This is a genomic window from Syntrophales bacterium (assembly GCA_030655775.1).
Lineage (GTDB): Bacteria > Desulfobacterota > Syntrophia > Syntrophales > JADFWA01 > JAUSPI01.
In genome coordinates this window covers 1-3,309 of the sequence record JAUSPI010000071.1, presented here as the reverse complement: position 1 = coordinate 3,309, position 3,309 = coordinate 1, and the positions used below count along the sequence as shown (strand labels likewise).

Below are 3,309 nucleotides of genomic sequence, written 5' to 3'. Positions count from 1 at the left end.
CTGAAAACGTCCGCATTTGATATCCCGTGATTTTTATAGTTCAGCCGGGCACATTCAACCGATTTTCTGTCAAGCTCTATGCCCAAGACCTGCCGGACATAACCGGCTAAAAAAAACGAAAAGAGACCTGATCCGCAGTGGCAATCCAGAACGGTTCCCGAACCCGCGAGGGCGCCCATCTCCATAACACAATCAACCAGCGTGTCCAGAAGGAAGATATTGGCCTGAAAAAAGCCATTATAAGGAACTGTCAGACTCTTGCCCTTTACCTTTCTCGTGACATGCTCAGGCGTTCCTGCCACTTTCTCCTCACCAGGGATTTCAGACCAGATGATCTGCCTTTCATCATGTATCTTCGTTCTCCCCGCAATCAGGTCATCCCGGATATCCTTTAACGCTCTGTTAATAGTTTCTTCCATGAGGTCACACCGCTCAACGGCGACAAGGGTACCCCCCTCAACATCCATAAATCCGATTTTCGGAGTTTGCCCTCTGCTGAAACCGACATGACATTCTGCTTTTCCCCTGTACCCGAAACTCTCAGGCGAGGGGATTATCTCCTTTGTAAAAGGTATTTTCAGCTTTCCGATCCTTTCAAAGGATTCCACAACCTGTCTTTTTTTAATCTCAAGCTGATATTCATACAGGATATGCTGATACTGACATCCGCCGCATTCGGAAAAATAGGGACATCTCGGCTCAACCCTTTGAGGCGAAGGCACTAATATCTTCTTTATTTTTCCCCTTAAATATTGTTTCTTAAACTCGGTAATCTCCACTTCCACTACATCACCATCCACCGTGAAGGGGACAAAGATCACCACATTATCGATACGGCCGATACCATCGCCCCCGAAGGCAACAGTATTTATTTTCACTTCCATAATATCTCCAGCTTTAATGTCCATATTCTACAACCCCTTTTTATTTCGTTCTCACATAGCACCTTTTCGAGTATCCGTAAATACAGTTACGGGAAATGCCCTAAAATAAATGATGTGCTCGTAAAAAGTCATTTTGTACGTCACTCCCGCGAAAGTGGGAGTCTATAACAGGTTGAATTTGCTGGATTCCCGCTTTCGCGGGAATGACAAAAAGGGTAGAAATTTGACTTTTACGAGATTGTCAAAATAGACATTGAAAATTAAGACTGTCCGCCCCATCCCGTAGGACAGCCGTCTCGGCTGTCTAAGCGATTCAACATTATGGACAGGCGGGACGCCTGTCCTACTGTGTTGGAAGTGTCAATATCTATTTTTCGGGAAAAGCATTTTCCTTTACAATTACCAAAAATGCTGGTACCTTCCAGCACCTATTTCTTGCTCAACAAAGGAACAACGCTTGGAACATCAAAACATACATCGCCTGATGCATGACGGCAAAGAAATTATCCTGGTCGGTACCGCCCATGTGTCCCGGGAAAGCTCAGAGCTCGTCGAACAGGTCATCGCAGCCGAAAAACCGGATACGGTATGCGTTGAACTCTGCAGTGCACGGTTTGAAGCAATCAAACATAACAAGAAGTGGCAGGAGACCGATATCGTCAAAGTAATTCGGGAAAAGCAGACGTCTCTTCTGCTCTCTCAACTGCTGATGGCATCATTTCAAAAAAAGATCGCCGACAAATTCGGCATCAAGCCCGGCGAAGAGATGCTGCGTGCTATAGACCAGGCAGAAAAAACGGGGGCAGAAATCGTCCTTGCCGACCGGGATATCCGCATAACGCTCCTGCGTACCTGGAGGATGATGCGGTTCTGGAACAAAATTAAGTTCCTGCCCGAGATGCTCCTGTCCATGCTTACCTCAGAGGATATAAGTGAAGAAGAAATAGAAAAGCTGAAACAGCGGGATGTGCTGGAACTGGCGCTTGAAACATTCGGACAGAAGCTCCCGGAAATAAAAGCCGTTCTTATTGATGAAAGAGATAAATATTTAGCCGATAAAATAAAAAATGCTCCCGGTTCTAAGATTGTTGCAGTGGTGGGTGCCGGACACGTCCCCGGAATATTAGAAAATATCGGAAAGGAAGTAAATCTTTCTGCTCTTAATGAACTTCCTCCCAAAAGCCGCTGGGGAAAGGTTTTCGCATGGGGCATTCCTGCAGCCGTAATTGGACTGATAACAGCCGGATTTTTTAATTCGGGAAGCCTGGCAAGCCTGAACATGATCAAATGGTGGATCATTGTAAACTCAGTCCTTGCCGGTCTTGGCGCCGTTCTTGTACTGGCGCATCCGGCCACTATCGCCGCTTCGGTAATCGCAGCGCCGATCACCTCCCTAAACCCGATGATAGCGGCCGGCTGGGTAGCGGGCCTCACCGAAGCAACGTTGCGGAAACCTCAGGTCAAAGACTTCATCGCCCTGAGGGAAGACATTACCTCGTTACGCGGCTTCTGGAACAATAAAATTACACGAATCCTGCTACTGGTGGCCTTCGTCAACATTGGCAGCTCTATCGGCACCTTTGTCGCCATTCCCATGATGATGAGGTATTTACAACTCTGAGCGATCTTCAGACGACCTTCCCAAACCTCCCCACCAGATCGTTTTTACCTGCCAGGTCCAATAAAATATCTATAAACAAGAAATATGAAGGTGTTGTAGAGATAGCAGATATATGCATTTTAAGAATTGATGATGGAGTTATGATATTGATTTCCTGTGTGTAAATGGAAATAAATGAGGATGAGTCAAGGGCGGACTTAACCAGTTTCTTTTCCTAACCGAAAAATGGCAATGGCGAACCTCCGGAAGCCATTATTTTGCAGGAAAATGCTTGGAGGTTAGCGGAACAGAATTGTATCAGTATTTTCATCATATTGGAAAGGATGCACTTGTAATGAAATATAGATTTTCCAAGAAAGTTGTAACAGCAGGGGTCGATTCGCGGAAATGCATATTTAAGCTATCGATTTTCTTTGGCAAATCAGAACCACAGGTCATAATGACTGCTGTAAATCAGTTTGATTGAAACCGAGTCCTTTCTGCAAGGTCGTCATACCCTTGTTGGGTCATAATGACTGCTGTAAATCAGTTTGATTGAAACGTTGGGGGGTAGTAGGTCATTTGTTTGCCTCGTAGGGTCATAATGACTGCTGTAAATCAGTTTGATTGAAACCCATCCACTATCCACACATAATTAAGCATGTCAAGGTCATAATGACTGCCCTGGATATTCGACATAAGCCCAAGCGCAAACAGCAAGTCGCGCTATAAGGTGCGCCATGAGGCCACAGACCCTGCATAGAGCGTTTTTCTCGCCAGGATAAGGGAGTAATAGCTTGAATAAAATTAAGGAGGCTGAGAGTG

The 3,309-nt window shown here is 45.5% G+C and carries 2 protein-coding genes; one reads left to right on the top strand and one right to left on the bottom strand.

Annotation, left to right across the window (positions count from 1 at the left end; genetic code table 11):
• A partial coding sequence (locus tag Q7J27_03615) for a TRAM domain-containing protein (protein MDO9528227.1) occupies positions 1-908 on the bottom strand: 908 nt, incomplete at its 3' end.
• Positions 909-1,368: 460 nt separating this feature from the next.
• Between Q7J27_03615 and Q7J27_03610 the strand changes: the two genes are divergently transcribed.
• Positions 1,369-2,505, top strand: a complete 1,137-nt coding sequence (locus Q7J27_03610) for a TraB/GumN family protein (GenBank protein ID MDO9528226.1) — start codon at positions 1,369-1,371, stop codon at positions 2,503-2,505.
• Positions 2,506-3,309: the final 804 nt, after the last annotated feature.